Raw genomic sequence first — 25,696 nt, 5'->3', positions numbered from 1 at the left:
ATGTATTTGGGTCTCGATCTCGGAACGTCCGGCGTCAAAGCGATGCTGATCGACGGCAATCAGAAGATCATCGGCTCCGCCAATGGCGGGCTTGATGTCTCGCGCCCGCATCCCGGCTGGTCCGAGCAGGATCCGGCCCACTGGATCCGAGCGACCGAAGAGGCTGTGGCCGGATTGAAGGCTGCGCATCCGAAGGAACTCGCGGCTGTGCGTGGCATCGGCCTTTCCGGCCAGATGCATGGCGCAACGCTGCTCGATGCCGACGACAAGGTGCTGCGTCCCTGCATTCTCTGGAACGACACGCGCAGCTATCACGAGGCCGCCGCGCTCGATGCCGATCCGCGCTTCCGGGCATTGACCGGCAACATCGTCTTCCCCGGCTTCACGGCGCCGAAGCTCGCTTGGGTCGCCAAGCATGAGCCGGAGATTTTCGCTAGGGTACGCTGGGTGCTGCTGCCGAAGGACTATCTGCGCCTGTGGCTGACCGGCGAGCACATGTCGGAAATGTCTGACTCGGCCGGCACCTCCTGGCTCGATACCGGCAAACGCAAATGGTCCTCAGAGCTGCTGGCCGCGACCAATCTTGACGAGAAGCAGATGCCGACGCTGGTGGAAGGCACCGAAGTTGCCGGCAAGCTGCGCGGCGAACTGGCCTCGAAATGGGGTATCGGCGGCGATGTCGTCGTTGCCGGCGGGGCAGGGGATAACGCAGCTTCGGCCTGCGGGATGGGCACAGTCAGCCATGGTGCGGCCTTCGTTTCGCTCGGGACGTCTGGCGTGCTCTTCGCGGCCAACGGCTCCTATCTGCCGAAGCCTGAAAGCGCCGTTCACGCCTTCTGCCACGCGCTGCCCAACACCTGGCATCAGATGGGCGTCATTCTCTCGGCAACCGATGCGCTCAACTGGCATTCGCATGTGACAGGCAAGTCCGCTGCCGAACTCACCGCCGAGCTTGGCGAGACGCTGAAGGCGCCGACCAGCGTAACCTTCCTTCCCTATCTCTCGGGCGAGCGCACGCCGCACAACGACGCGACGATCCGCGGTGCCTTCATCGGTCTCGGCCATGAAAGCGGCCGCGCCGTGCTGACGCAGGCCGTGCTCGAAGGCGTGTCCTTCGCCATTCGCGACAATCTCGAAGCGCTGCGCTCCGCCGGCACGGATATTGCGCGCGTAACCGCCATCGGTGGCGGTTCGCGTTCGCGCTACTGGCTGGCCTCGATCGCCACCGCGCTCGGCGTGCCCGTCGACCTGCCGGCGGACGGCGATTTCGGCGCAGCCTTTGGTGCCGCCCGTCTCGGCCTGATTGCCGCGACGGGCGCCGATCCGGTTGCGGTCTGCACCCCGCCGCAGACGGCCGGCACGATCGATCCGGTTGCGTCGCTGACGGATGCCTATGCGGATGCCTATAAGCGCTACCGCGCGGTTTATCCGGCGATCAAGCCGCTGGGCATAGCTTGAGGTGAAACCCCCTCACCCTGCCCTCTCCCCGAGGGGAGAGGGTGAGACCGAGTTTGCGGCAGCCGCCCATACCTTCTCCTCTCGGGGAGAAGGTGGCCCGAAGGGTTGGATGAGGGGGCCTTGCCGACAGGTGAACAACACTACCGAAACACCAAACCCAAGGAGATGAGATATGAGTACCGGATTTTTTGGTGACATCAGCAAGGTAAAATACGAAGGGCCTGACAGCACCAATCCGCTGGCCTTCCGCTATTACAACAAGGACGAAGTCGTTGCCGGCAAGCGCATGGAAGACCATCTGCGTTTCGCCGTCGCCTACTGGCACACCTTCACCTGGCCGGGCGGCGATCCCTTCGGCGGTCAGACTTTCCTTCGCCCCTGGTTCAACGAGACGATGGAAGCCGCCAAACTGAAGGCCGATGTCGCCTTCGAATTCTTCACCCTGCTCGGCGCTCCCTATTACTGCTTTCACGATGCCGACGTACGGCCGGAAGGCAAGAATTTTGCCGAGAACACCAAGAACCTCAACGAGATCGTCGACTATTTCGCCAAGAAGCAAGCCGATACTGGCGTAAAGCTGCTTTGGGGCACGGCAAACCTCTTCTCCAACCGCCGTTTCATGTCGGGCGCCGCGACCAATCCTGATCCGGATGTCTTCGCCTTCTCGGCTGCGACCGTGAAGACCTGCATGGATGCCACCCATAAGCTCGGCGGCGAAAACTACGTTCTCTGGGGCGGCCGCGAAGGCTACGAGACGCTGCTCAACACCGACCTGAAGCGGGAGCTGGATCAGTTGGGCCGCTTCCTCAATCTCGTCGTCGAATACAAGCACAAGATTGGCTTCAAGGGCACGATCCTCATCGAGCCGAAGCCGCAGGAGCCGACCAAGCACCAGTATGACTACGACGTCGCCACGGTTTACGGCTTCCTCAAGAAGTACGGCCTCGAAAACGAAGTGAAGGTCAATATCGAGCAGGGCCATGCGATCCTTGCCGGCCATTCCTTCGAGCACGAACTGGCGCTTGCCAATGCGCTCGGCATTTTCGGCTCGATCGACATGAACCGCAACGACTACCAATCCGGCTGGGATACCGACCAGTTCCCGAACAACGTTCCGGAAATGACGCTGGCCTATTACCAGGTTCTGGCAGGCGGCGGCTTCAAGTCCGGCGGCACGAACTTCGACGCCAAGCTGCGCCGCCAGTCGCTCGACCCGGAAGATCTGCTCATCGGCCATATCGGCGGCATGGATTGCTGTGCCCGCGGCCTGAAGGCGGCCGCCAAGATGATCGAGGACAAGGCGCTCTCCAAGCCGCTCGCCGACCGTTACGCCGGCTGGGATTCGGCCGAAGGCCAGAAGCTGCTGCGCGGTGAATATTCGCTCGATCAGATCGCTCAGTGGGTCGAAACCAAGGACGTCAACCCGCAGCCGAAGTCCGGCAAGCAGGAACTGCTGGAAAATATCGTCAACCGTTACGTTTGATCGACAACTTCGGGAGGCGGTGGTTCATCGCCTCCCGATTTCAGCCGAAACGCGCGGCTGGAAATGGCTATGGGATTCCCTGAGGGATCCTTCGCATTGGCGAAAACATAGCCGTCGGCTTGGTGCAGGGGGCCGAACTCCAGTCCCTCCTCCGCACACTTAGTGCGGAAAGCTTCGACATGCTCGACGTCGAAGACCAACTTGACCAGCACCTGGCCCATTTTCTGCGCCTTGCCCGCCGGATGGATCAGCAGGTTGGCGCCGCCATCCTGCGCGAGCAGCTCAACAATCCGATCGCCCTCCAGATAGAGCGGCTTGAACCCGAAATGCTTCTCGTAAAAGCTGATTGTCACTTCGACATTGCGGACATAGAGGGTGATTCTGCCGAGCGGCATCGTTGTGTCCACCTATCGCCGGAGGCGCGGCGGTGGGGAGACCGAATTTCGCACCACGAGATCCGGCCGCAACAGGATCTCCGTCTCGGGCGGCTCGCCATCCGAAAGCAGTTCCAGCAAAAGCGCCATCGCATGCTTGCCGATGGCGGTGCGCGGCTGCCGGATCGTCGTCAGCGACGGCGTCATAAAGACGGCTTGCGGGACGTCGTCGAAGCCGGTCACTGAAAAATCCTCGGGGATATCATAGCCGCGTGCCTTCAGGCCGATCATCACGCCGATCGCGGTCTGATCGTTGACGCACATGAAGGCTGTCGGCAGCGTATCGCGCATGAACAACTGCTCCACGGAGAGCCGCCCGCTCTCGATGGTGCCGTCGCCTTCCAGCACGATGCGCATATCTTGTCCGATGCCGGCCGCATCCAGTCCGGCCTCGTAGCCCATGCGCCGCCGGCTGTAGGCGAGGCGGGTGCGGGAATCGCCGATAAAGGCGATCTTGCGGTGGCCCTCGGCAATCAGCAGGTCGATGGCCTTGCGGGCGCCGGCAATATCGTCGACGCCGACATAGGGAATGCCGCCGTTGAAGACTGGCTCGAAAACGCCGACGCTCGGCGGCAGCCGCGCTGTCATGGTCTGATGACCGAAGGGCAGGATACCGGTGAAGAGGATCAGACCTGCCGCCTGGTTGGAATTGAGGAATTTCAGATATTCCAGGCCACGCTGCGCGTCGTTCTGCGTGTGTCCGATCAGGATGCCATAACCGTGCGAACGCGCCTCGTTTTCCAGGCCGATCAGGATATTCGAGAAATTGGGATCGCCGATATCGGGCGCCACGACCAGAATCATGTTCGAGCGGCCGAGCCGGAGGCTGCGCGCCATGGCATTGGTGGTATAACCGGTGACGGCGATAGCCTGATTGACTTTCAGCCGCGTCGAATTGGCGACTTTCTCCGGAGTATGGATGGCCCGCGAAACCGTTGCTATCGAAACATTGGCAATTCGGGCGACGTCTTCGATAGTTGCGGGCGTGGAATTCGACACTGCGCTCTGCCTTGGGTCTCGTCTCGGGCTGGAGACTACACAGACTCACGTGGAGGTCAAAGGTAACCGCGAAATTTTGTGCGATATCCAACGATGTAAACCTTTACACGACGTATGTAAAGGTTTACATACCGTGGAAAGCGGGTGGGACCGCAGGGAGGATGCAATGGGTTCGGAAACCGTCGACGGTGCGGTCGTGCTGTCTGCGAGAGGGATTTCCAAGGCCTTCAGTGGCGTACAAGTGCTGTTCAGCGTCAACTTCGATCTTCGGGCCGGCGAAATCCATGCGCTCATGGGCGAAAATGGCGCCGGAAAGTCGACGCTCGTCAAGGTCCTGTCCGGCTTCGAGCAGCCGACCTCCGGTGAGATTTTGCTCGATGGCAAGCCGGTAAAGCTGCCGCCGAACGGTGCAGCGGAAGCGCTCGGCATCGTCATCATCCATCAGGAATTCAATCTCGCTGAGCATCTGACCGTTACCGAGAGCTTGTTTCTCGGGCGCGAAGTTACACGGCTCGGTGTGCTCGATCGCAAGCATATGCGTGCCGAAACGCGGCGCGTGCTCGATCTCCTCGGCTCGCATGTCGACGAGAATGCCGTGATCAGCTCGCTTTCCATTGCCGACAAGCAGATGGTGGAGATCGCCAAGGCGATCAGCCGCGATGCGCGCATCGTCTTCATGGACGAGCCGACCGCCGTTCTCTCCCGCGAGGAGACCAATTTCCTGTTCAAGCAGGTGCGTAAGCTGCGCGATCAGGGAACCAGTTTTGTCTTCGTCTCCCACAAGCTCGATGAGGTGATGGAGCTGACGGATCGCGTCACGGTGCTGCGCGACGGTCAATGGGTGAAGACATCGCCGACATCGCTGCTCGACGGCGAATCGATCGCCCAGCTGATGGTCGGGCGCGAGCTTTCCAGCCTCTATCCGGCCAAGAGCGAGCCTGATGTCGACGAGAAGGTCGTGCTCAACGTTGCCTCGGTTTCGACCGGCTATGTCCACGATGCGAGCTTCGAGCTGCGAAAAGGCGAGATACTGGGCTTTTCCGGCATGATCGGCTCGGGACGCACGGAGCTGATGGAAGCGATCGTCGGCCTGCGCGCTCGTGCATCCGGCGAGGTCGTCGCCAACGGCCAGACGGTGCCACCGCATGACGTGCATGCGGCCATCGATGCCGGCCTTGCCTATATGACCAAGGACCGCAAATCGAAGGGTCTGCTTCTGAATTCAGGCATGGTCGTCAATCTGACCCTGCAGTCGCTCGACCGGCACGGCAAGTTCGGCTATCTGAGCGCCTCCAGCGAAGCGGATGCGCTGACGCGGGCGCGACGCCGTTTCGACATACGTGTGCGTGACGGAAACATCGTTGCCGGCCGCATGTCCGGCGGCAACCAGCAGAAGCTGCTTCTCGCGAAGATCATGGAGACCGAGCCGCAGATCATCATCATTGATGAGCCGACGCGCGGCATCGATGTGGGGACGAAGCAGCAGATCTATCATTTCATTTCCGCGCTGGCGCGCGACGGCCATTCGATCATCGTGATCTCTTCGGAAATGCCCGAGGTCATTGGGCTCTGCACGCGGGTTGCCGTGATGCGCGAGGGCCGGATCGTCGGCGTGCTCGAAGGCGAAGAGATCACCGAGCAGGAAATCATGCGTTATGCGGCGGGCCTGAAGAAAAAGACGGCTGCCTGAATGGGCGGTGGAGAGCAGGGCGAATTCCCAGCAATCATGGGACGGGAGGTTGGTTTTGGTTATGAGCGTGGGTGAAGACAGCAGCGGCAAGACAGGCCGGCGCGGACGTTCCTGGTGGGATGTCGATCTTAGGGCGGTTGCACCGTTTGCGGCCCTGGTGCTGCTTCTGATCGTGGGCGCACTGGTCAATCCGAACTTCATCGGCATCACCAATCTCACCAATGTCGCGACGAGATGCGCCTTCATAGCCATCATCGCGGTCGGTGCCACTTTCGTCATTTCGGCGGGCGATCTCGATCTGTCCGTCGGCGCGATGGTCGCCTTCGTCGCCAGCCTGATGATCCTCTTCATGAATTCGGGCGTCATTGCCGATCCCTCTATGATGCTGGCGGCGGCGGTGCTGTTTTCGATCGTTGCCGGCCTGCTATGCGGCCTTGCCAACGGGTTGATTACGACCATGGGCAAGATCGAACCGTTCATCGCGACGCTCGGCACCATGGGCGTCTATCGTGGCCTGACGACCTGGCTGTCGCAGGGCGGTGCCATCACCTTGCGACCGGCGGATATTCAGGCGCTCTACAAGCCTGCCTATTATGGCGCCGTGCTCGGTGTGCCGGTGCCGATCGTGGTCATCCTCGTCGTCACCGGCATTGCGGCTTTCATTCTCTACCGCACCCGTTATGGGCGGCATGTGATTGCGGTCGGCTCCAACCGTGACGTTGCCCGCTATTCCGGTGTCGCGGTCAATCGCGTGCGTACCGTCGCCTTCGTCATCCAGGGATTTTGCGTTGCCATCGCCGTGCTTCTCTATGTGCCGCGGCTCGGTTCGACATCGGCGACGACGGGCAGCCTGTGGGAATTGCAGGCGATCACCGCCGTTGTCGTCGGTGGCACGGCGCTGAAGGGCGGCGCGGGCAGGGTGTGGGGCACGATCTGCGGCGCGTTCATCCTCGAACTCGTCGGCAATATCATGCTGCTTTCCAATTTCATCAGCGAGTATCTGCTGAGCGCCATCCAGGGTGCGATCATCATCATCGCCATGCTGGTTCAGCGTTCGCTTGCCCGCAAATAGTGAATAACCGGGTCAGGGGGCGCCCGGTCGTCATGCTAAGGCCCTGTCTCTATCTGGGAGGAAGAAACATGCGAAAAAGATTCATAGGCTTGGCTGTCGTGATGGCGGCTCTGGCCGGCACAGTACATGCCGCCGACAAGAAGGTGACGATCGGCGTTTCCATTCCGGCCGCCGACCACGGCTGGACCTCGGGCGTGGTGTTCCATGCCGAGCGCGTCGCCAAGCTCTTGATGGCGGAGCATCCGGGACTGAACGTCATCGTCAAGACCTCGCCGGATGCCGCCAGCCAGGCAAACGCCGTCCAGGATCTTGAAACACAGGGCATCGATGCCCTCGTGATCCTGCCGTCGGATCCGGATCCGCTCGTCAACGCGATCAAGGAAGTCAAGGACAAGGGCAAGTTCGTGGCGCTCGTCGACCGTGCGCCGAGCAACAACGACAATTCCGTCCGTGACCTCTATGTCGCCGGCAACAATCCGGCGCTTGGCCAGGTCGCGGGCGAATACATCAAGAAGAACACGCCGGATGCACAGGTCGTCGTCATTCGTGGTCTGCCGATCCCGATCGATCAGCAGCGCCAGGACGGCTTCGACAAGGGTATCGCCGGCTCGAACGTCAAGGTTCTCGACCGCCAGTACGGCAACTGGAACCGCGACGACGCCTTCAAGGTCATGCAGGACTACCTGACCAAATTCCCGAAGATCGATGTCGTCTGGTGCCAGGATGACGACATGGCCGTTGGCGTTCTGCAGGCGATCGAGCAGGCCAAGCGCACCGATATCAAGTATATCGTCGCCGGCGCCGGCTCGAAGGACATGATCAAGAAGGTCATGGATGGCGATAAGCTGATCCCGGTCGACGTGCTCTATCCGCCGGCAATGGTCGGCACCGCCATGGAGCTGACGGCTGCCAATTTCTATGATCAGGTTCCGATTCGCGGCAACTACATCCTGGATGCGACGCTCGTCACCAAGGACAACGCCAAGGACTTCTACTTCCCCGATTCACCGTTCTGATCGGTTTTTCGGTTGATCTTCCAGGGCGCCCGCCGGTTTCGGCGGGCGTTTTTTAAGTGTTCCATCAGCCCCGTTTTGCGGCAGATGGAAATTTTGCGGCACGTACCTCTTGCCGTCTGCAGCGTGCCGTGATTAGGTCGCAAGGCATTCGACTTTCAGCCCGACGACCCTATAGTTTTTGGAGGCTACGGCACCTCAGCCGCCTCGGATATGGGTTCGAAAGGCATCGGAAACGTTTACAGAACGCGATTAGGGAGGAATTACAGATGAAGACGATCAAGGGACCAGGCCTGTTTCTCGGTCAGTTCGCCGGCGATGCGGCACCGTTCAACTCGTGGGATTCGATCACGAAATGGGCTGCCGACGCCGGCTATATCGGCGTGCAGGTTCCGACCTGGGCAAGCCAGCTCATCGACTTGAAGAAGGCAGCCTCCTCGAAGGATTATTGCGATGAATTCGCCGGTGTCGCCCGCGCCAACGGCGTCGAAGTCACCGAGCTTTCCACCCATCTTCAGGGCCAGCTCGTCGCCGTGCATCCGGCCTATGACGAAGCCTTCGACGGTTTTGCGGCGCCGGAAGTGCGTGGGAATCCGAAGGCGCGGCAGGAATGGGCCGTCGAGCAGGTGAAGATGGCGCTGACGGCGTCGAAGCATCTCGGCATCAAGGCGCACGCGACTTTCTCAGGCGCGCTCGCCTGGCCCTTCATCTATCCCTGGCCGCAGCGCCCGGCCGGCCTCGTCGAGACCGCTTTCGAAGAACTTGCCCGCCGCTGGACGCCGATCCTCAACCATGCCGACGAAAATGGCGTCGACGTCTGCTACGAGATCCATCCGGGCGAAGACCTGCACGACGGCATCACCTTCGAGATGTTCCTGGAGCGCGTGAAGAACCATCCGCGCGCCAACATGCTCTACGATCCCTCGCACTATGTCCTGCAGTGCCTCGATTATCTCGAGAACATCGATATCTACAAGGACCGCATCAAGATGTTCCACGTCAAGGATGCGGAGTTCAATCCGACCGGCCGCCAGGGTGTCTATGGCGGCTACCAGGGCTGGGTCGAGCGGGCCGGCCGCTTCCGTTCGCTCGGCGACGGCCAGGTCGATTTCGGCGCCGTCTTCTCGAAGATGACCGCCAACAATTTCGACGGCTGGGCTGTGGTCGAATGGGAATGCGCGTTGAAGCATCCCGAAGACGGCGCCCGCGAAGGCTCCGAATTCGTCAAGGCGCACATCATCCGCGTCACGGAAAAGGCCTTCGACGATTTCGCCGGCAGCGGTACGGACCAGGCGGCAAACCGGCGCATGCTGGGGCTGTAATCCGAATCCTTCGCCCCGCAAGTGCGGGGAGAAGGTGGACTTAAACGATTGAGCGGAGCGAAATCGTTTGAGGACGGATGAGGGGCCTTCTCTATATTTCCGCCAATTCAGAGCTTGCTCCTAGCCCTCTCCCCGCAGGCGGGGAGAGGGGACGATTGCGGCAGGCAATCGCGTTCAAACAATTCCATTCTCAGGAGGACAAAATGGCAATCGAAGGATCATCGGAACAGACGCGGGAGCCGCGCATCCGGCTCGGCATGGTGGGCGGTGGCGCCGGCGCATTCATCGGCGCGGTACATCGCATTGCGGCACGTATTGACGATCAGTTCGATCTTGTTGCCGGTGCGCTCTCGTCTTCGCCGGAAAAGGCCGTGGCATCCGGCCGCGATCTCGGTCTCGATCCCTCGCGCACCTATTCCAGCTACCGCGACATGGCGATCCGGGAAGCCAAGCTGAAGAACGGCATCGAAGCGGTTTCAATCGTCACGCCGAATCATGTCCACTACGACGCCGCCAAGGAATTCCTGCGGCGCGGTATCCATGTCATCTGCGACAAGCCGCTGACCTCCAATCTTGCCGACGCCAAGAAGCTGAAGAAGGTGGCTGATGAAAGCGGGGCGCTCTTCATCCTCACGCATAACTACACCGGCTATCCGATGATCCGCCAGGCGCGCGAGATGATCGAGAATGGCGAGCTCGGCGATATCCGTGTCGTGCAGGCGGAATATCCGCAGGATTGGCTGACGGAAAATATCGAGCAGTCCGGCCAGAAGCAGGCCGCCTGGCGTACCGACCCGGCCCAATCCGGCGTCGGCGGCTCAACGGGCGATATCGGCACCCATGCCTATAACCTCGCTTCCTTCGTCACCGGCCTGGAGCTTGACAGTCTTGCCGCCGATCTCGACAGCTTCGTCGAGGGACGTCGTCTCGACGATAACGGCCATGTACTGCTGCGCTTCAAGGCAAAGGGCAAGGAAAAGCCGGCGAAGGGCATGCTCTGGTGCAGCCAGGTGGCGCCCGGACATGAGAACGGTTTGAAGCTCCGCGTCTACGGCACCAAGGGCGGCATCGAGTGGACGCAGGCCGATCCGAACTATCTGTGGTACACGCCGTTCGGCGAGCCGAAGCGGCTGATCACCCGCAACGGTGCCGGCTCCGGTGCCGCAGCGGCGCGCGTCTCGCGCATCCCTTCGGGCCATCCGGAAGGTTATCTGGAAGCTTTCGCGACCATCTATACCGAGGCTGCGCGCGCCATCAATGCGGCCAAGAAGGGCGTGGCGGTCGATCCGGCTGTGATCTATCCGACCGTCGATGACGGCGTGAAGGGCGTGGCTTTCGTCGAGGCTTGTGTCGCCTCGTCCAAGCGCAACGGCGCCTGGGTCAAGCTCTAAGCTTTACGTGAGGTCCGAGGCGGTGAACCGCCTCGGACCTGCTTGTTCAGGCCGCAGCTTGCTGCTGGCGCTTCGTCAGTGCATCGACGCTCAGCGGGCCGCCGCCGGCGCTGGCGAGAAACAGGAAGATGAAGCAGAAGAGGATGGCAGCGGTGCCGCCGTTTTGTGCGGGGTAGAAGCTTTGCGGCGCGTGGCGAAGGAAATAGGCGAAGGCCATCAGGCCTGACAGGATGAACGAAGCAATCCGCGTCTTGAAGCCGATCAGGACGAGGAAGCCGAGGGTGAGTTCGAGCAGGCCGGCGATCCACGGCAGCGATCCAACGGCGGGCACATTTTCGGCCGCCGGGAAATGCAGCACTTTCTGTGTTCCATAGCTGAAGAGCACAAGCGAGGCGACGATGCGCAGCAGGCTCAGCAGATGAGGGTGGAGGGCGTGGATCGCAGGAAGCATTTGTGTCCTTTCGTCGTCAAGTTTGGATGCTACCCTCAATTGATCCAAAGTCGAAAGACAAGTCACGACTGTTGACATTGCTGTTATCAAGCCGTGCGAAGAGTGTTGCCGCCGCCGACGAAATTCTTTCAGGCGCCTTTCGCCGACTTGTTTATCGGCGCCTGCAACGTTGCAGTTTTCCGGCGCCGACTCTGTACTTTGTCATGCCGCTTGGTTAAACCGCAGCCAACGAAGCCAAAATAGACGGGATTTTCATCATGATCGATCCGAAGCTTCTTGCTGATCGCTTCCCCGGCGATTTCACATTCGGTGTTGCCACCGCCGCTTTCCAGATCGAAGGCGCCACCAAGGCCGATGGCCGCAAGCCATCCATATGGGATGCCTTCGCCAACATGCCCGGCCGCGTCTATCAGCGCGATAATGGCGATGTCGCTTGCGATCACTATAACCGCCTGGAGCAGGATCTCGATATGATCAAGGATATGGGCGTCGAGGCCTATCGCTTCTCGATCGCCTGGCCGCGCATCATTCCCGAAGGCATTGGCCCGGTGAATGAAGCAGGCCTCGATTTCTACGATCGTCTGGTCGACGGCTGCAAGGCGCGAGGGATCAAGACCTTTGCGACGCTCTACCATTGGGATCTGCCGCTGGCGCTTGCCGGCGATGGCGGCTGGACTGCACGCTCGACGGCGCATGCCTTCCAGCGTTATGCCAAGACCGTCATGGCCCGCCTTGGCGATCGTCTGGACTCTGTCGCCACCTTCAACGAGCCCTGGTGCATCGTCTGGCTGAGCCATCTTTATGGCGTTCATGCGCCGGGCGAGCGCAACATGCAGGCCGCCCTTTACGCCATGCATTATATGAACCTTGCGCATGGTCTCGGCGTCGAGGCGATCCGCTCCGTGGCGCCGAAGGTGCCTGTCGGCATCGTGCTCAATGCCGCTTCGATCCTGCCGGGCTCCGATCGTCCGGAAGATCGGGCCGCGGTCGAGCGTGCGCATCAGTTCCACAACGGCGCCTTCTTCGATCCGATCTTCAAGGGCGAGTATCCGAAGGAGTTCGTCGAGGCGCTCGGCGATCGCATGCCTGTCATCGAGGACGGCGATCTCAAGACCATCAACCAGAAGCTCGATTGGTGGGGTTTGAACTATTATATGCCGATGCGCGTCTCCGATGACGCCTCCAAGAGTGGCGATTTCCCCTGGACGAAGGAAGCGCCGCCGGTCAGTGACGTAAGGACGGATATCGGCTGGGAGGTTTATTCGCCCGGCCTGAAGCATGTCGTCGAGGACCTCAACAAGCGCTACGAGCTGCCGGAGTGCTACATCACCGAAAACGGTGCCTGCTACAACATGGGCGTCGTCGACGGCGAGATCGATGACCAGCCGCGTCTCGATTATTATATGGAACATCTCGGCGTCGTCGCCGATCTCATCAAGGACGGCTATCCGATGCGCGGCTATTTCGCCTGGAGCCTCATGGACAATTTCGAATGGGCCGAGGGCTACCGTATGCGTTTCGGCCTCGTCCATGTCGATTACGAGACACAGGTGCGCACGATCAAGAAGAGCGGCAAGTGGTACAGGGAGCTTGCCTCGCAGTTTCCGAAGGGCAACCACAAAGCGGTCTGACGCGGTTCGGCCTCGCTCTCAAGGGGAAGGTGTCTGTCGCCCGAATCGGCGAGGCCTGATAGACAGCATGTATGACTCAGCGGCCGATTTTTCTTTATGCGCTTTGCGGCAGCCAGCGGCGGGCCTCAGCCAACCGCAGGCTGCTGGAGGCGCTGCAGCTCGCCTGCCCCGAAGGCATCACCATAGCGATTTGCGATCTGATCGGCGACTTGCCGGTCTTCAATCCGGATAATGAGGGTGAGCGAACTCCAGTTATCGTTCAGAGATTTGCGGCCGAGATCCGCAAGGCAGACGGTTTGATCGTCGCTTGTCCGGAATATGCCCATGGCATACCCGGCGGCTTCAAGAACGCGCTGGACTGGCTGGTGTCGCGGGACGAGGTGCCGTTCAAGCCGCTGATGTTTGCTCACGCGTCGCATCGCGGCGATCTCGTATTGGCACAGCTCACCGATGTCTTGCAGACCATGTCGCTGCATATCGTTGAAGACGCCTTCTTGCGTCTCCCGGTTGCTGGCAAGAGCGATGAGATACAGGCCGCAATGCTGCTGGAAGTGCGCGAAAGCGGCCTCTTATCCGCAAGTCTCCGCCGTTTCGCGCAGGCGATTGCCACGAAGGCATGAATTCTTCCGGTTTCGGCAGATCTACAACTATTTCCTGTAGGAATCTCCAATTCGCCTTAACCGTTTATTGAAGACCTGACGGCAGACTTATTCGCCAAGGAGAAAAGGCGTTGGGAGCAGCTTTCAGGTCATTGCGCAAAAATACACAGATCGGTCGTCATTCCATCGTGACGGCCGTTTTGGTTTGCTTTGCATTGATCGTTGCCGTCGTGACCTTGATGGTTCTTACCGCGATCGGCCGCGTCGCCGATTATTCCAATAAGCTGGATGACGAGCGCTCCTGGGAGACGACCGTCGGTGCACTGAAGACTTTTCAGGGACAACTGGAAGCGACGTTGCACGACCATTCCGCCCGCAATGACGCGGTGCGAAGCATTTACGGAACCGACAATCAAGGCTGGATCGCCGGCAATTACGGCGACATTTCCTCCAATGGTGCGCTGTTCGACACTGCCGTCATCGTCGACGACAACAACAAGCCGATCGTTGCTTATCATGACGGTGAACCATTGACTGGCAATATAGACGAGGTCCTTGGCACCGCGGTCTGGGCGCTCGTCGATCAGGCGCGCGCGACACGTGTGACCGGGGTGCCGGAAGCCTCGAGCTATATCATGACCCGGGATGGTATCGCGGTGGCCGGTGCCGCGACGATCCGCGAAAGATCCGGTCGCATTCCGGTGCCAGAAGGGCATCGGCGCTATCTGATCCTCGTCCGCTACCTCGATGCCGACCGGATCAAGATGCTCTCGAATACCTATGTCATCAGCGGGTTGAGGCTGGTGCCGCCGGAAACCGTGGCCCGCTATGCCGTCTCCATCGTCGATCCGCTCGGCAAGTCGCTGGGGCGGCTGGTGTGGAGTTCGCGCCAGCCGGGGGACATGAGCTATCAGCAGGTCCGCCCGCTGGTTCTCGGAGCGCTCGGTCTGGTGGGTCTATTCTTCATCGTGCTTTTGATCCTGGGATTGATGGCGGGGCGCCGGCTGCGGGCGGAAGAGGTTCAGGCGCGCCAGGTTTCTCTTCGCGATCGGCTGAGCGGGCTCCTCAACCGCGAGGGATTGCGGCTCGATGTGGATCGCCTGGTCGAGCGGGCGCGCTCCGATGGTACCAATGTCCTGCTTCTCTACCTCGATCTCGATGGTTTCAAGGAAATCAACGACGCCTATGGGCATGGCACCGGCGATCAGCTGATCCGCGCGGTGGCCGCCGGGCTCAAGGTGCTCGTGCCGCCGCAGGCAGCCTTGGCGCGCCTTGGTGGCGATGAGTTCGCCATCGCCTTCCCGGCAAAGGAACTCAATGACGCTCCGGCTTTGCGGTTGGCAGAGCAGATCCTGGATTTCCTTGCCGAACCGCTGGAAATCGGCCGTCGCGTGGTGGTCGTCGGTGCCAGCATCGGCATCGCAAGCTCGCCCGAAGGCCGTATCGACCGTGAGGAACTGGTGCGGCGTGCCGATCTTGCCATGTACAAGGCCAAGGAAGCCGGTCGTGCTCGCATGACCTGCTACGACACCGCCATGGATGCCCATCGCGAGGAACGCAACGCGCTGGAGCTCGATCTGCGTCGCGCGATCGAATTGGAGGAACTGACGCTCGCCTATCAGCCGCTGGTCGATGCATCGAGCTGCGAGATGATCGGCGTCGAGGCGCTGGTGCGGTGGAACCGTCCCGGCCACGGGCCGATTTCGCCAGAGGCCTTCATTCCGATTGCCGAAACCAGCGGCCTGATCGAGGCATTGGGCCTGCTCGTCCTGCGCAAGGCCTGCGAGGCGGCAAGGCACTGGCCGGATCTGCGTATCGCCGTCAACGTTTCGCCCGGCCAGTTCCGCAATCCCGCCTTCGCCGATTATGTCCGCAGCGTGCTTAACAGTACTGAAATCGAAGCCGAGCGTGTGACGCTGGAAATCACTGAAGGCTATATCATTCAAAATCCCGAGCGTACCCGTCAGTCGATCGAGCGGTTGAAGAGGCTCGGCGTCAAGGTGGCGCTCGACGACTTCGGATCGGGTTTCTCCTCCATCGGCTATCTGCGCCAGTTCGGGTTCGACCGCATCAAGATCGATCGCTCGCTGACGATGAATGTGCTGGAAGACAACCGCGCCCGCGAGATGGTGAAGGCGACCGTGGCGCTGGCCCGGTCACTCGACATTCCCGTCACGGCCGAAGGGATAGAAACCGAGGAGCAGGGAAGGGCGCTTGCGGGCTTCGGTTGCGACGAGCTGCAGGGCTATTTCTACGGCAAGCCGATGCCGGAAGCCGAGATCAGCAGGCGGCTTGCGGTACAGATGGCAACCGCGCCGGACGAAGAACACGCCGCTGCCTGATACGCGTGGAGCCCTGGCGCATTCCCCAGGGAGGGGAAGGCCGCAGCACAGTTCCTCCGAAAATGCTTTAGCCGATATGCTCGTGGCCGCGCTTGCGAGCGAGCGCGATCTGGCGCTGCCTTTCGCGGTAACGCTCGCGATCCTCTTCGCTGCGCTCATGATAGCAATGGCTGCAGGAGACGCCGGCCTCGTAAAAGGGGGAGGTCACTTCCTCAGCCGTGATGGGATTGCGGCAGGCGTGGCAGAGCTTGTGATTGCCCTCCTTCAGGCCATGTTCGACGGAGACACGCTCGTCGAAGACGAAGCAGGCGCCTTCCCATAGGCTCTCTTCTGCCGGCACTTCCTCGAGATATTTCAGGATGCCGCCCTTGAGGTGATAGACCTCGTCAAAGCCCTGCTGTTTCATGAAGGCGGTTGCCTTCTCGCAGCGAATGCCGCCGGTGCAGTACATGGCGATTTTCGGCTTGTTGTGCAGGCCGGTATTGTCGCGCACCCATTCCGGAAACTCGCGGAAGGTCTTGGTCTTCGGGTCGACCGCGCCCTTGAAGACGCCGATGGCAGTCTCATAGTCGTTGCGCGTATCGATGACGATGGTGTCGGGGTCGGAGATCAGCGCGTTCCAGTCCTTCGGCGCGACATAGGTGCCGACGACCCTGGTGGGGTCGATATCCTCGACGCCCATAGTGACGATCTCTTTCTTCAGTTTCACCTTCATGCGCACGAACGGCATTTTCGACGCGCGGCTTTCCTTGTGTTCGAGGCCGGCAAATTCCGGCTGGGCGCGCAGGAAGGCGAGCACGGCGCCGATGGCGGCATCCGTGCCGGCAATCGTGCCGTTGATCCCTTCATGTGCCAGCAGCAGCGTGCCCTTGACGCCCGTTTCCTCGCAGAGCGCAAGCAGCGGCTCGCGCAGGCTTTCGAAGCGCTGAAAGGAAACGAAATGATAAAGCGCGGCAACGAGGAATACGCCGGTCGCGTCGCGCCGCGGATCTGGAAGCATGTCGGTCATGCCGCTGAAATACAATTTTGTGAGCTTTCAGGCAATCGGGATTTGCGCCGCAGCCCGCACCTTCGCCATTCTGCCCGATCGGTGTCACATACGACGTCAAAGGAAGGCATTTCAAGATGAGCTTATCGTGCAGGCGGCATATCATCCTTGATGTCGTCGGCAAACCTGCGCATGAGCCGCACAAGGTCCTCGATATCCTGGTCATCCCATTTGGCGAAAATGGACCGGGCGATCCTCTCGCGCGCCTCATCGATGCGATCGGTCATCGCCTTGCCCTGTTCGGTGATGACGGCTTCGCGCAGGCGGCGGTCGATCGCGTTCTCCTGCCGGCTGATCAGTCCGAGTCCCTCCATCTTCGCAACCTGGCGGCTGACGGTGGTGTAGTCGCGCCCGACGCGATCGGCCAGTTCGACAATGCCGATGGGGCCGAGCCGTTCCACCAAAACCAACAGGGAAAACAGTGCGCGGTCGAGGGAGATACCCGCCTCCTTGATCATCGCCTCATCGCGCTGTGGCCGGTTCATGACGCCAACGATTTCGACCAGCGCGCTATGGAGTTCGCGTAGCTGACCGCTGATATGTGTATTTTGCAAGCTTTTTGTTGACACCGTATCGCCCTTCTTTTAATATGTGCATATTACACATATGGAGATGGAAATGACAGAGCAATTTGCAGCAGATGTGCTGATTTGCGGTGCGGGTGCGGCCGGCCTGGCGCTGGCCATCGATTTGGCAAGGAGAGGAATTTCCTTCCGTCTGATCGAAAAGATGGACGGGCCTTTCCGTGGTTCGCGCGGCAAGGGTATTCAGCCGCGAACGCAGGAAATCTTCGAGGATCTCGGTATTCTCGACCGGGTCGTCGCGGCCGGCGGCCTCTATCCACCCGAGCGGCGATATCGCGACGACGGCAGTTTTACCGAGTCCGACATCACCGAGCATGAGGACCCCACACCGGCAGAACCTTATCATCTGCCGCTGATGATACCGCAATTCCTGACCGAAAAGGTGATGCGCGAGAGGTTGCTCGAGCTCGGCCATAGGCCGCAATTCGGCTGCGAACTGGTTGGTTTCGAGCAGGACCCAAGCGGCGTGACGGCGCGTCTCGCGGGCAAGGCTGGAGAGGAAACTCTCCGCGTGCACTGGCTCGTCGGCGCCGATGGCGGCCGCAGTTTCGTTCGCCATGCCCTCGATATCGACTTTCCGGGCAAGACCCTCGGCGTCCGTGCGATCGTGGCCGATGTCATTTTGACCGGTCTCACGCGCGATGCCTGGCATCGCTTCGACGACGGCGACATGTCGCGGCAGATCATGTTCTGCCCGCTCGCCGGGACCGAGATGTTCCAGATACAGGGGCCGATCCCTCTTGACGGTGATATCGACCTCTCTGCCGAAGGGCTCGAAGCCATGGTGGCGGAGCGCACCAGGCGCGACGATATCCACATCCAATCCGTGTCGTGGTCGTCGGCCTACAACATGAATGCGCGTCTGGCCGATCGATACCGTGTCGGTCGCGTGTTTCTCATCGGTGATGCCGCCCATATTCATCCACCGACCGGCGGCCAGGGTCTCAATACCAGCGTGCAGGATGCCTATAATCTCGGATGGAAGCTGGCTGCGGCCGCCAACGGAGCCGACGATAAGCTGCTCGACAGCTATGAAGAGGAGCGTCAGCCCATCGCGGCAGCGATGCTCGGTCTGTCGACAAAGCTTCTCGATGACCAGAAACAGGGCAATATGCGGCGTGGTCGCGAGGTGCGTCAGCTCGATATAGGTTATCCTTCGTCCTCGCTCGCTCTCGAAACGCTCGGGCGCAGCGGTCGCCTGTCCGCCGGCGACCGAGCCCCGGACGCGCCAATCCGCGGCGTTGCCGGCCAGCCGAAACGGCTGTTCGATCTATTCCAAGGCGCGCATTGGACATTGCTCGGCTACGGGGTGCAGCGGGGATCGGTGCCGCCGCGCGCGGGCCTGCATATTCATACTTTCGGCTCGTCAGGCGATATGGTCGACGCCGAGGGCTATCTTCGCGACATCTACGCGCTCTCCTCCGGCGAATGGGCGCTTGTGCGGCCGGACGGATATATCGGCGCGATCGCTGCGGCCGACGACATCGCGATGCTGGAAGGCTATCTCGCGCAAGTGGGGCTTGGTTCGGCGGATGCGTGGCGTGCCTAAAGGAACGGCTGGGGGCCATGCCGATTGAACTGCCTGAGCCGGGGGCGTGGCCCCGTTAGTCCGCCGCCTCCAGCCAAAGGTGCTTGATAGTCCGCGCCTCGTTTCCCGGCTTGTCGGCGAAGACCCAGCGGGCTCGGTCCAGCGTCTCCTCACGCGCGGTCTGCTGCCGGGAAATGATCGCTTCCAGCAGGCGGGCGTGATCGTCGCTCCTGTCGAAGAGATGCGGCTCGCGGTCCGCGACATCGGCCAATATTGACATGTCGAGATAGCGGCCGAGCACGTCGACCAAGGCCTTGGCCTCCAGTTGCTTGGCATGCATGGCGGCTGGCCAGACATCGCGCAGCAACATGTGATGCATCCAGTAGTCCTGGCTGCGTTTGCGCAGATCATGAAAGCTCTCGACGTGCGCCGCTTCCGCATGGCATGCGGACAGCGCCTCTATCGCCTTGCGGACATTCTTGCGCCAACTTTTCTGAAAAAGACGCGCCGTGTCACGGCGGCCGCAGTTGAAGGATATTTCCTTCAACGCCTCACGTGCCTCCGCACATGTGGCGACTGCTGCTCGTGCCTTGTCTTCGAGATCTGTTTCGGCTTCCGCCATACGGTCGCGTCTCGCGATCAGCAGATCGCTCACGCGAGCCAGCGCATGCAGTTCCTCCGCCGATGCAGCGGTTGCTTGAAGATAATGGCTGATCTCGATCAACGCGGTTGCGTCGCGCACCCCGGAAAGTGTGAGCGCTACATTCCGAAGCCGGTCATTTTCCCGCAGCTGAAATTCGCGCGCGACGGGAGCTACCAACCGGTAGAGCGCCCGCACGCGCTTGATGTTCTTGCGGGCGGCGTGAACCGCTTCGTGCAGGCCCTGCGGCCTGTCCGTCAATACGGCCATTGCTTTGCCGAGTTGATGCGCGGCTGCTTTGTGCACCTCGTCATCAAGGGCTCGGTCAGGCCGTATGCGATAGCTCATCGTACTCCTGCTCGAACTGCGTCGCGAGGGCCTGGTTGGAATAGCGGTATTCGCCTGTCACCTCACGTCCGATCCAGTCCGGCAGTTCCGGATTGTCGCTTTCGTCGTCCATTTCCACTTCGGCAATGACGAGGCCGCGATGGGCGCCGCGGAAGACATCCACTTCCCAGGTAAAGCCCTTGAACTGCACCTTGTGGCGGGTTTTCTCGATGACGAGGCCGATCGCCGTTTCCAGCAATTCCTCCGCATCGTCGACGGGGATCTCATATTCGAATTCGTCCCTGGTCATTGCCTTGCCGATCTTGATCGTCAAGGTTGCCTTGGTGTCGTTCGTCAGCCGTATGCGCACGGAACGGTCCGCCATGGAGGCAATATATCCCTGTCGCAGGATCAGCCGCTCCGAAACGGAATCCCGCCAATGATCGGCGCGCACCAGAAACTTTCGCTCGATCTCTTTTGCCATGCGTTTGACATGCTCCACCGGCACAGATTGAGACAGACTATAGCAAGTTGCCGCAATTTCCTACCCGTCGTATTTAAAGCGAGCTTTTGTCTCGACAAGCACCTTCGGGAAGGCTATTCGAAAGCCGGATTTCAATCGTTTTAAGGGGAGCGCTCCGACCATGGGCGAGAAAACCGAGAAGCTTCTTTCCATCCTGAAACTGCAGCCCGTCGTTCCTGTGCTGATCGTCGATGATGCGAAATCTGCCGTGCCGCTCGCCCGGGCGCTCGTCGCAGGCGGTCTCAAGGCCATCGAGATCACGCTGCGCACCGCCGGTGCGCTCGACGCGATCCGCGCCGTGGCCGACGAGGTCGAGGGTGCAGAAGTCGGCGCCGGCACGATCCTCAATGTCAAACAATGGGACGCGGCCGTCGAAGCCGGTTCGAAGTTCATCGTCAGCCCCGGCACGACGCAGGAACTGCTCGATGCTGCGCGCTCCTCGGATGTGCCGCTGCTGCCGGGTGCCGCTACCGCAAGCGAAGTCATGGCGCTGCGCGAAGAGGGCTATACGGTACTGAAGTTCTTCCCGGCAGAGCAGGCAGGCGGTGCTTCCTATCTCAAGGCTCTGTCGTCGCCGCTCGCCGGCACGGTCTTCTGCCCGACCGGCGGCATTTCGCTGAAGAACGCTCATGACTACCTGTCGCTGCCGAACGTGATCTGTGTCGGCGGCTCCTGGGTTGCGCCGAAGGAACTCGTTGCATCAGGCGATTGGGCCGGGATCACCAAGCTCGCCGCAGAGGCAGCAGCACTCAAGGGCTGAGACCCGAGCCTATCGAATTCGATTTCAAAGGCGCGTGGAGCTTTTCGCGCGCCTTTTTGCATGACCTGGATTGGTATTTGCAGTTCCGCTTCCTATCTCCCCTTCACCATCACAAGGACGGAGGACCATCCATATGATCGATGCCCGCAAGCTTCTTGACCAATTCCTGGGATCACAGGTTCCGGGAGTGCAGGGGACCGTGAAAGATCGAGCAACCCAAGCCATCAATCTCGCCAGGGACAATCCGATGGCGACGAGCGCGATTGCCGGCGTGCTGCTGGGGACGAAGACGGGGCGTCAGGTCGCCGGAAATGCGCTGGCGCTCGGCGGTCTCGCAGCCATCGCAGGCCTCGGCTATCAGGCCTACAAGAATTATCGCGATGGCAACCAGCCTCAGCCGGCGCCGCAATCGGCCCCGCAGACCGAGCCGCAGTTCCTGCCGCCGCCGTCGGATTCCGGCTTCAGCACGGCGCCGGCAGTCGCGACCAACGACTTCACACTGTCGCTCGTCAGGGCCATGATCGCGGCTGCCCGCGCCGACGGCCATATCGATGATACCGAACGTCAGCGTATTCTCGGCAAGGTTCAGGAGGCCGGCGTCGGGGCCGAGGCGGAAGCCTTCTTCCAGCGCGAACTTGCCAATCCCGTCGATCTCGACGCCATCGTCGCCTCCGCGAAGACGGAAGAGCAGCGCGTGCAGGTCTTTACCGCGTCGCGGCTGGCGATCGAGCCGGATTCGCGGGCCGAGCGCGGTTATCTCGATCTGCTGGCTGGAAGGCTCGGTCTGGCCGATGCTCTGGTCGATCATATCGAAGCGACGGTTGCGGGCGCCAAAGTTCAGCTGTGATTGATAAGGGCCGGTTGCCTTTGGTCGGCAGCTGGCCTAAGCCTTCGCCGGAACTCATGTCAGGGCGTCAGGGATGGCTACATTGACGGACAAGAAAAGCGAAACCCGCTCGGCGGCAATTGCAGCCGGCGTTATTCTGTTGGTCGCGACAGCCGTGCTTTACCTGATGCCGAATGTCATCGTCTGGCTCGGAGACATTTCACCATGGCTCGGCACCGGCTTCGGCGTGCTGGTCATTCTGGCCTTCTTCTTCGTGTTCTGGATGCGAGCGCGCTATCAGCGGCGCAATGGGCCGTAAGCTCCGAGGCAAGGCTCTCTTCTGAATTCTTTCGGAAAATCGCTCAGTTCTGCAGCGAGGCCCCGAGCAGAATGATGCCCGTGCAGATGACGAGCAGCGCGCCGAGAATTTCGATGCCGTTGCTCACCCAAACCGAAAGTCTCGAGCCCTTGCCGGTGAAACGGACGGCGGTGCCTTTCGCGAAGACGGCGATGATGGCAAGCAGCGAGACGGTGAGCGCCGTGCCGATCGACATGGCCAGCACGGACAGCAGTCCACCGAGATAGAGCCCGTTCAGCATCGAAAAGGTCATGACCAGCAGCGCGCCCGAGCACGGACGCAGGCCGACTGCGGCGATGGCGGACCAGGCTTCGCGAGCACTGAACTTTTCGTTCGACAGCATCTTCGGATCGGGAAGATGGGCGTGGCCGCAGGTCTCGCAGTAAGCGCCGTCGCCGGTCGTATGGGCGGGATCATAGCATTGATAGCCGCTGGCAGCGGGTATCGCGGCGCTGCTGCGCGCAAAACCTCTTGCCGAATCCGTGCCCGTTGCGGCTCCCTCGAACAGCGAGAGGCTGATTGGCCCCGCCGATGTCGCGAGCTGCATTTCCTGACGCTGCGCCCGGCTCTGCATCATCGCCCGCAGCTTACGGAACAAGAGCCAGCTGCCAAACAGGATGACCATGATGAAGCTTGTGATCTCCATAGCATTGGTCGCTATCGTCATGGTGATGCCGGAACCGCGCAGGACGAAATAGGCGGCGCCGACGACGAGGACGGCAACGAGGCCCTGGATGAGGGCGGAGACGAAGGAGATGCCGATGCCGCGCTTCAGCTCGATCTCGTTGGCGACCATGTAGGAGGAAATCACAGCCTTACCATGGCCCGGCCCGGCTGCGTGGAAGATGCCATAGGCGAAGGAAAGGCCGATCAGCGTCCAGAGCTGCCATGGGTCCTGGCGCATGGCTTCGATGGACTTGGTAAGCGCACGATAGAAAGCCTGTTGCTCGTAGTTCACATAGAGGAAGATCGGCGCAAGCGGCCCGCCCATCGGTTGGAAGCTCGGCTCGGCTGTGCCAATGCCGAGCGGCGAGCCAGCGGCATGGGCGAGACCGGCTGCCGCCAGAAGGGCGAATATTGCCGCGGGGACGAGCTTTTCTAGTCGCGAAATCAGCATTGCACATCTATCCGCGTTGCAAAGAGTTTCGACATGGTCGTTCCCGTCGGATCGTTGAAGAAGGCATCCGTCAAGGTGGATTTGTTCTCGGCAATGACTTCATCCGGATTGGGCCGGACGACCTTGTGCGTGCAGCTTTTGAAGGCGTCGCCCTCCGTCACCAATTCGTTGTCGCTCGGGAAATCGATCGAGGTATAGAGCGTCGGGTCGTAGATGCCGAAGCTTAGCTTGTTGCCCTTGGCGAGCGGCATCGGCTCGGCCGGTTTGACGGCGAAGAACATCAGGAGTTGGCCATCGCGAAAGTCGACATTGATGACATCGGGCTTGTTCACCTTGATTGCTTTGCCATTGAGCGTCAGGTTCGCATAATAATCGTAGTCCGCCAGAGACTCGCGCACCGTCTTGCCAACTTCTTTCAGCTCGTCGGGATCGAGCTTGAGGTTGGTGTTCTTGTCGAAATCCATGAGGACGGAGGAGGAGAACACTTCGTCGAAACGCCAGACATTGCGCAGTTCCTGCACGTTGCCATCCGTGCCGGCCAGCACTTCCAGGCGGGCTTCCACGAAAATATGTGGATGCGCCGATGCTGTGGCCGGCACGAGCAACAGGCCGCCGGTCAGGGCAACAGCGTAGGCGGTCGTGGATTTTCTCATGCGTCCGATAGATTTCGCGAGCATTGATTCACTTCGTTTTCTGGTCAGGAAATGAGACGGAATTGGGACCGGCCAACCAACCTCGGCCGTTCAGCCGTTCTTGCGGAACCAGTTGTGCAGGTAATCCACAAAGATGCGCACCTTGGCGGGGAGGTAGCGGCGATGCGGATAGACGGCATAGATGCCGCGATCCGTCGGAAGGTAATCGTTGAACAGCGTCAGCAACTGTCCGCTTTCGATCGCCTTGCGGCCGATGAAATCTGGGACAATGGCAACGCCGAGATCGGCGAGTGCTGCACGCAGCGTCGCATGCGGGCTATTGACCTCGAGCGTGCCGTTGATGGCGACGTTGAAGGTCGTGCTGTCGGCATCGACGAAGCGAATAGTGCCCTGCGAGCGGGTGTTGGTGTCGATGATGAAGGGAATGCGCGTAAGGTCAGTCGGATGTTCCAGCGTCGGATAGCGCTGAAGAAATGCCTCGGTTGCGCAGAGATGGACGCGGAAATCGGAAATCTTGCGGGCGATCATGCCGGAGTCTTCAAGCTTGGTGATGCGCACGGCGACATCGAAGCCTTCCTCGATCAGATCGACGAAACGGTCGTCGGCGGCGATCTCCAGTGCGAGATCGGGATTCTCCTTGGCGAAGTCGATCAGCGATTGCCCGACATCGGCATCGACGAAGGTGCGCGGCACGGAAACGCGCAGCCGACCTTTGAGCTGCTGATTGTTCTCACGCACGAGATCGGCGAGATTGTCGATCTCCTTCAGGATGTCCGAGGCGGTGCGATAATAGGTATGGCCGGCCTCCGTCATGGAGAACTGACGTGTGGTGCGGTTCAAGAGCAGCGCGCCCAGCTCGTCTTCCAGTTCGCGGACATATTTGGACAGCAGTGCCTTGGAGCGGCCGGTCTTGCGCGCAGCCGCCGAAAATCCCTCGGCTTCGACCACGTCGATAAAGGCGCGAATCCGGGTCAAAGTGTCCATGCTGAAGCCTCCCGCTAACTGTTTCCGGATGTTGAACAAAATGCTTTGATTTGTTCAATTATTTTTTTCGGGCATGGCTGAAAAATTTTCTTGATTATTACGGCGAATATTCCTATTTCCCGATCAGCCCAAAGTCGCACGTGCCCGTGGGTGTCCGCCGATCCTCGATGTGGTGAGAAAATCGGTAAGGTACCTGGAACTAACCCCTCCAGTCGCTATTTCGGCCAACCGAAAAATGCGAGGACATCTGAAGCAACGACGGTGCGGGCCTTTTTGTTCTCTCCCGGCTTTCCATCAGCCGGGGATACTGAAGAGGCACACCTTCATTGCCGGAAGTGCGGTTGGGATATTCCCTCCAATCCATGGCAGACAAAGCGAATTAGCGCCGCTTGCGGCACTCGTTCATCATCCGCGCTTCGCGCATTTGCATGGTACCGGGGTCTCCACCGGCTGGTTCCTGAGC

24 protein-coding genes are annotated in these 25,696 nt (G+C 60.6%); 14 read left to right on the top strand and 10 right to left on the bottom strand.

From position 1 onward, the window contains the following. Both xylB and xylA read left to right on the top strand, forming a co-directional pair. Window positions 1-1,458, top strand: coding sequence for a xylulokinase (xylB, locus tag FHX05_RS07650; RefSeq protein ID WP_183871136.1), 1,458 nt, complete (start codon window positions 1-3; stop codon window positions 1,456-1,458). 172 nt (window positions 1,459-1,630) lie between these two features. Beyond that, complete coding sequence (gene xylA / locus FHX05_RS07645) at window positions 1,631-2,941, top strand: xylose isomerase (RefSeq protein ID WP_112410050.1); 1,311 nt, start codon at window positions 1,631-1,633, stop codon at window positions 2,939-2,941. On the opposite strand, the gene FHX05_RS07640 is transcribed toward xylA, so the two are convergent. Together FHX05_RS07640 and FHX05_RS07635 are read right to left on the bottom strand one after the other, a co-directional pair. Then, window positions 2,932-3,336, bottom strand: a complete 405-nt coding sequence (locus tag FHX05_RS07640) for a VOC family protein (RefSeq protein WP_183714271.1) — start codon at window positions 3,334-3,336, stop codon at window positions 2,932-2,934. The genes xylA and FHX05_RS07640 overlap by 10 nt on opposite strands. Window positions 3,337-3,348: 12 nt before the next feature. Next, complete coding sequence (locus FHX05_RS07635) at window positions 3,349-4,374, bottom strand: LacI family DNA-binding transcriptional regulator (RefSeq protein ID WP_112602903.1); 1,026 nt, start codon at window positions 4,372-4,374, stop codon at window positions 3,349-3,351. A gap of 166 nt (window positions 4,375-4,540) precedes the next feature. Between FHX05_RS07635 and FHX05_RS07630 the strand changes: the two genes are divergently transcribed. The 5 genes from FHX05_RS07630 (at window position 4,541) to FHX05_RS07610 (ending at window position 10,862) form a co-directional block, all read left to right on the top strand. Beyond that, the gene (locus FHX05_RS07630) at window positions 4,541-6,064 is read left to right on the top strand and encodes a sugar ABC transporter ATP-binding protein (protein ID WP_183871135.1); all 1,524 of its coding nucleotides are present in this window, start codon (window positions 4,541-4,543) and stop codon (window positions 6,062-6,064) included. 61 nt (window positions 6,065-6,125) lie between these two features. Next, window positions 6,126-7,136, top strand: a complete 1,011-nt coding sequence (locus FHX05_RS07625) for an ABC transporter permease (RefSeq protein ID WP_183871210.1) — start codon at window positions 6,126-6,128, stop codon at window positions 7,134-7,136. Window positions 7,137-7,204: 68 nt separating this feature from the next. After that, the gene (locus FHX05_RS07620) at window positions 7,205-8,152 is read left to right on the top strand and encodes a substrate-binding domain-containing protein (RefSeq protein ID WP_112335191.1); all 948 of its coding nucleotides are present in this window, start codon (window positions 7,205-7,207) and stop codon (window positions 8,150-8,152) included. 266 nt (window positions 8,153-8,418) lie between these two features. Then, a complete protein-coding gene (locus tag FHX05_RS07615) occupies window positions 8,419-9,471 on the top strand; it encodes a sugar phosphate isomerase/epimerase (RefSeq protein WP_112343252.1) in 1,053 nt (350 codons plus the stop codon). A 203-nt stretch (window positions 9,472-9,674) separates the two neighbouring features. Next, complete coding sequence (locus tag FHX05_RS07610) at window positions 9,675-10,862, top strand: Gfo/Idh/MocA family oxidoreductase (RefSeq protein ID WP_183871134.1); 1,188 nt, start codon at window positions 9,675-9,677, stop codon at window positions 10,860-10,862. A gap of 46 nt (window positions 10,863-10,908) precedes the next feature. Here the strand turns inward: FHX05_RS07610 and FHX05_RS07605 are convergent, their stop codons facing one another. Beyond that, window positions 10,909-11,313: a DoxX family protein gene (locus tag FHX05_RS07605; protein WP_183871133.1), complete on the bottom strand. Its 405-nt coding sequence runs from the start codon at window positions 11,311-11,313 to the stop codon at window positions 10,909-10,911. 257 nt (window positions 11,314-11,570) lie between these two features. Here FHX05_RS07605 and FHX05_RS07600 point away from each other — a divergent pair, with 257 nt between their 5' ends. The 3 genes from FHX05_RS07600 (at window position 11,571) to FHX05_RS07590 (ending at window position 15,885) form a co-directional block, all read left to right on the top strand. After that, entirely contained in the window at window positions 11,571-12,944 is a 1,374-nt protein-coding gene (locus FHX05_RS07600) for a GH1 family beta-glucosidase (RefSeq protein ID WP_112602893.1), read from the top strand. A 71-nt stretch (window positions 12,945-13,015) separates the two neighbouring features. Continuing rightward, the gene (locus FHX05_RS07595; protein ID WP_112602891.1) at window positions 13,016-13,564 is read left to right on the top strand and encodes an NADPH-dependent FMN reductase; all 549 of its coding nucleotides are present in this window, start codon (window positions 13,016-13,018) and stop codon (window positions 13,562-13,564) included. Between the two features lie 110 nt (window positions 13,565-13,674). Beyond that, window positions 13,675-15,885, top strand: coding sequence for an EAL domain-containing protein (locus FHX05_RS07590; protein ID WP_183871132.1), 2,211 nt, complete (start codon window positions 13,675-13,677; stop codon window positions 15,883-15,885). A gap of 67 nt (window positions 15,886-15,952) precedes the next feature. Here FHX05_RS07590 and FHX05_RS07585 read toward each other — a convergent pair whose 3' ends face one another. Both FHX05_RS07585 and FHX05_RS07580 read right to left on the bottom strand, forming a co-directional pair. Further along, window positions 15,953-16,894 (bottom strand): rhodanese-related sulfurtransferase, encoded by a 942-nt coding sequence (locus FHX05_RS07585; protein ID WP_183871131.1) that lies wholly within the window; start codon window positions 16,892-16,894, stop codon window positions 15,953-15,955. Between the two features lie 122 nt (window positions 16,895-17,016). Beyond that, on the bottom strand, window positions 17,017-17,502 hold the full coding sequence (locus FHX05_RS07580) for a MarR family winged helix-turn-helix transcriptional regulator (protein ID WP_183871130.1): 486 nt from the start codon (window positions 17,500-17,502) through the stop codon (window positions 17,017-17,019). Window positions 17,503-17,551: 49 nt separating this feature from the next. On the opposite strand from FHX05_RS07580, the gene FHX05_RS07575 reads away from it, so the two are divergent. Further along, complete coding sequence (locus FHX05_RS07575) at window positions 17,552-19,066, top strand: FAD-dependent oxidoreductase (RefSeq protein ID WP_183871129.1); 1,515 nt, start codon at window positions 17,552-17,554, stop codon at window positions 19,064-19,066. 55 nt (window positions 19,067-19,121) lie between these two features. Here FHX05_RS07575 and FHX05_RS07570 read toward each other — a convergent pair whose 3' ends face one another. After that, window positions 19,122-20,033: a CHAD domain-containing protein gene (locus tag FHX05_RS07570; RefSeq protein ID WP_183871128.1), complete on the bottom strand. Its 912-nt coding sequence runs from the start codon at window positions 20,031-20,033 to the stop codon at window positions 19,122-19,124. Further along, window positions 20,011-20,496 carry a CYTH domain-containing protein gene (locus tag FHX05_RS07565; RefSeq protein ID WP_112602881.1) on the bottom strand — a complete coding sequence of 162 codons (486 nt, stop codon included), beginning with the start codon at window positions 20,494-20,496 and terminating at the stop codon, window positions 20,011-20,013. Before FHX05_RS07565 ends, FHX05_RS07570 begins: the two co-directional genes overlap by 23 nt. 160 nt (window positions 20,497-20,656) lie before the next feature. Here FHX05_RS07565 and FHX05_RS07560 point away from each other — a divergent pair, with 160 nt between their 5' ends. The 3 genes from FHX05_RS07560 to FHX05_RS07550 all read left to right on the top strand — a co-directional run bounded on the left by FHX05_RS07560 (window position 20,657) and on the right by FHX05_RS07550 (window position 22,440). Further along, window positions 20,657-21,295, top strand: a complete 639-nt coding sequence (locus FHX05_RS07560; protein ID WP_112602879.1) for a 2-dehydro-3-deoxy-phosphogluconate aldolase — start codon at window positions 20,657-20,659, stop codon at window positions 21,293-21,295. Window positions 21,296-21,428: 133 nt separating this feature from the next. Continuing rightward, window positions 21,429-22,142 carry a tellurite resistance TerB family protein gene (locus FHX05_RS07555; RefSeq protein WP_183871127.1) on the top strand — a complete coding sequence of 238 codons (714 nt, stop codon included), beginning with the start codon at window positions 21,429-21,431 and terminating at the stop codon, window positions 22,140-22,142. An 82-nt stretch (window positions 22,143-22,224) separates the two neighbouring features. Further along, window positions 22,225-22,440 carry a hypothetical protein gene (locus tag FHX05_RS07550; RefSeq protein ID WP_173002425.1) on the top strand — a complete coding sequence of 72 codons (216 nt, stop codon included), beginning with the start codon at window positions 22,225-22,227 and terminating at the stop codon, window positions 22,438-22,440. 43 nt (window positions 22,441-22,483) lie between these two features. On the opposite strand, the gene FHX05_RS07545 is transcribed toward FHX05_RS07550, so the two are convergent. From FHX05_RS07545 to FHX05_RS07535, 3 genes are all read right to left on the bottom strand, one after another. Then, window positions 22,484-23,596 carry a nickel/cobalt transporter gene (locus FHX05_RS07545; protein ID WP_183871126.1) on the bottom strand — a complete coding sequence of 371 codons (1,113 nt, stop codon included), beginning with the start codon at window positions 23,594-23,596 and terminating at the stop codon, window positions 22,484-22,486. Continuing rightward, window positions 23,590-24,249: a DUF1007 family protein gene (locus tag FHX05_RS07540; RefSeq protein ID WP_183714306.1), complete on the bottom strand. Its 660-nt coding sequence runs from the start codon at window positions 24,247-24,249 to the stop codon at window positions 23,590-23,592. Before FHX05_RS07540 ends, FHX05_RS07545 begins: the two co-directional genes overlap by 7 nt. Before the next feature lie 90 nt (window positions 24,250-24,339). Then, window positions 24,340-25,233 carry a LysR family transcriptional regulator gene (locus FHX05_RS07535; protein WP_112602869.1) on the bottom strand — a complete coding sequence of 298 codons (894 nt, stop codon included), beginning with the start codon at window positions 25,231-25,233 and terminating at the stop codon, window positions 24,340-24,342. Between the last annotated feature and the right edge of the window lie 463 nt (window positions 25,234-25,696).

Origin of the sequence: Rhizobium sp. BK491, assembly GCF_014194925.1 — a bacterium.
In the GTDB taxonomy this organism is placed as follows: Bacteria; Pseudomonadota; Alphaproteobacteria; order Rhizobiales; family Rhizobiaceae; genus Rhizobium.
This window is presented reverse-complemented; position numbering and strand designations above follow the sequence as displayed.